Below are 3527 nucleotides of genomic sequence, written 5' to 3' on the forward strand. Positions count from 1 at the left end.
TGTCCGGCGGTGACCTACTCTCCCACACCCTCCCGGGTGCAGTACCATCGGCGCTGTGGGTCTTAGCTTCCGGGTTCGGAATGGGACCGGGCGTTTCCCCCACGCTATGACCGCCGTAACCCTTCTACCCGGACCCCCGATGTGGCGGGGGGTTGGGAAAACAGTGGTTACAACATGCTCCTGCCGTTTTATGGCAGGTGTGGTGTTGTTATTTAGTTGTGGTTTGTTCCTCAAAGCAACGGGTTTGTTGTTTGGGAACCACATAGTGGACGCAAGCAGTCTTGTTTCTTTTTACCGCCCCCGGGGTGCAAACGCTTTTGAAGGCACGTTTGCGGGGGTGGTGTGTGGTGTAAGTTATCGGCCTATTAGTACCGGTCAGCTTCACGAGTCGTTAGTCCTCGCTTCCACATCCGGCCTATCAACCCAGTGGTCTGGCTGGGGGCCTCTCACACACAAGGTGTATGGAAATCTCATCTCGAAGCGAGCTTCCCGCTTAGATGCTTTCAGCGGTTATCCCATCCGAACGTAGCTAATCAGCGGTGCACTTGGCAGTACAACTGACACACCAGAGGTTCGTCCGTCCCGGTCCTCTCGTACTAAGGACAGCCCTTCTCAAATTTCCTGCGCGCGCAGCGGATAGGGACCGAACTGTCTCACGACGTTCTAAACCCAGCTCGCGTACCGCTTTAATGGGCGAACAGCCCAACCCTTGGGACCTACTCCAGCCCCAGGATGCGACGAGCCGACATCGAGGTGCCAAACCATGCCGTCGATATGGACTCTTGGGCAAGATCAGCCTGTTATCCCCGAGGTACCTTTTATCCGTTGAGCGACGGCCATTCCACAATGTACCGCCGGATCACTAGTCCCGACTTTCGTCCCTGCTCGAGATGTCTCTCTCACAGTCAAGCTCCCTTGTGCACTTACACTCGACACCTGATTGCCAACCAGGCTGAGGGAACCTTTGGGCGCCTCCGTTACTTTTTAGGAGGCAACCGCCCCAGTTAAACTACCCATCAGGCACTGTCCCTGACCCGGATTACGGGCCGAAGTTAGATGTCCAAAGTGACCAGAGTGGTATTTCAACGATGACTCCACCCGAACTGGCGTCCGGGCTTCAACGTCTCCCACCTATCCTACACAAGCCACTCCGAACACCAATACCAAACTATAGTAAAGGTCTCGGGGTCTTTCCGTCCTGCTGCGCGTAACGAGCATCTTTACTCGTACTGCAATTTCGCCGAGTTTATGGTTGAGACAGCGGGGAAGTCGTTACTCCATTCGTGCAGGTCGGAACTTACCCGACAAGGAATTTCGCTACCTTAGGATGGTTATAGTTACCACCGCCGTTTACTGGGGCTTAAATTCTCAGCTTCGCCTTGCGGCTAACCGGTCCTCTTAACCTTCCAGCACCGGGCAGGAGTCAGTCCGTATACATCGTCTTGCGACTTCGCACGGACCTGTGTTTTTAGTAAACAGTCGCTTCCCCCTGGTCTCTGCGGCCCCGATCCCCTCCGGACAGCAAGTGTCCATCAAGGTTGGGGCCCCCCTTCTCCCGAAGTTACGGGGGCATTTTGCCGAGTTCCTTAACCATAATTCTCTCGATCGCCTTAGTATTCTCTACCTGATCACCTGTGTCGGTTTGGGGTACGGGCGGCTAAAACCTCGCGTCGATGCTTTTCTAGGCAGCATAGGATCACCGAATCCCCCCATACGGGGGTCCCGTCAGGTCTCAGGCATCATGAACGGCGGATTTGCCTACCGTTCGCCCTACATCCTTGGACCGGGACAACCATCGCCCGGCTCGGCTACCTTCCTGCGTCACACCTGTTAATACGCTTACCTCCCAGGATCAGGTCCCGCGCTCCACCAAAACCCTTCACCCACAAGGGGTGTCAGGCAGGTCTCGGGCGGTTAGTATCCCCTGTTCAGCATGGGCGGTTTTTCGCCGGTACGGGAATATCAACCCGTTGTCCATCGACTACGCCTGTCGGCCTCGCCTTAGGTCCCGACTTACCCAGGGCAGATTAGCTTGACCCTGGAACCCTTGATCATTCGGCGGACGGGTTTCTCACCCGTCTTTCGCTACTCATGCCTGCATTCTCACTCGTGTAGGCTCCACCGCTGGTTTACACCGCGACTTCACTGCCCACACGACGCTCCCCTACCACTCCACACTCCTGAACCAACCCCACAAGGGAGCGGCTTGGATAAAATGTGAAATCCACAACTTCGGCGGTGTACTTGAGCCCCGCTACATTGTCGGCGCGGAATCACTTGACCAGTGAGCTATTACGCACTCTTTTAAGGATGGCTGCTTCTAAGCCAACCTCCTGGTTGTCTTCGCAACTCCACATCCTTTCCCACTTAGCACACGCTTAGGGGCCTTAGTTGGTGGTCTGGGCTGTTTCCCTCTCGACTATGAAGCTTATCCCCCACAGTCTCACTGCTGCGCTCTCACTTACCGGCATTCGGAGTTTGGCTGACGTCAGTAACCTTGTAGGGCCCATTAGCCATCCAGTAGCTCTACCTCCGGTAAGAAACACGCAACGCTGCACCTAAATGCATTTCGGGGAGAACCAGCTATCACGAAGTTTGATTGGCCTTTCACCCCTACCCACAGCTCATCCCCTCCATTTTCAACTGAAGTGGGTTCGGTCCTCCACGACGTCTTACCGTCGCTTCAACCTGGCCATGGGTAGATCACTTCGCTTCGGGTCTAGATCACGCCACTGCAACGCCCTATTCAGACTCGCTTTCGCTACGGCTGCCCCACACGGGTTAACCTCGCGACGTAACACTAACTCGCAGGCTCATTCTTCAAAAGGCACGCCGTCACCAGAATCAGACTGGCTCCGACGGATTGTAAGCACACGGTTTCAGGTACTGTTTCACTCCCCTCCCGGGGTACTTTTCACCTTTCCCTCACGGTACTGGTCCGCTATCGGTCATTAGGGAGTATTTAGGCTTATCAGGTGGTCCTGACAGATTCACACGGGATTTCTCGGGCCCCGTGCTACTTGGGATACTTCACCGGGCGGTACACAACATTTCAGTTACGGGGCTCACACCCTCTCTGGCCGGCCTTTCAAGACCGTTCACCTATGCCTGTACTACTCACCCCACTGCCCCGGCAGAGACAGAATGGGAAGTCCCACAACCCCGACCATGCAACGCCCGCCGGCTATCACACATGGAACGGTTTAGCCTGATCCGCGTTCGCTCGCCACTACTAACGGAATCACTATTGTTTTCTCTTCCTGCGGGTACTGAGATGTTTCACTTCCCCGCGTTCCCTCCACGCACCCTATGTGTTCAGATGCGGGTCACCAGGCAGCTCGCGCCCCTGGCGGGGTTTCCCCATTCGGACACCCTGGGATCACAGTCCGGTTATCGACTCCCCCAGGCTTATCGCAGATTCCTACGTCCTTCTTCGGCTCCTAATGCCAAGGCATCCACCGTGTGCTCTTAAAAACTTGACCACAAAAGATCAAAAACGCTAATTTTCGAGAGAACCACAGAAACCA

At 55.3% G+C, this 3527-nt stretch carries 2 rRNA genes; both read right to left on the reverse strand.

The window, feature by feature from the left end:
* Position 1: 1 nt before the first annotated feature.
* Positions 2–118 (reverse strand): 5S ribosomal RNA (rrf, locus tag CXQ91_RS24010).
* A 226-nt stretch (positions 119–344) separates the two neighbouring features.
* Positions 345–3482: ribosomal RNA gene (locus CXQ91_RS24015) — 23S ribosomal RNA — on the reverse strand.
* Positions 3483–3527 lie beyond the last annotated feature (45 nt).

The organism is Arthrobacter sp. Y81 (assembly GCF_002929335.1).
Lineage (GTDB): Bacteria > Actinomycetota > Actinomycetes > Actinomycetales > Micrococcaceae > Arthrobacter.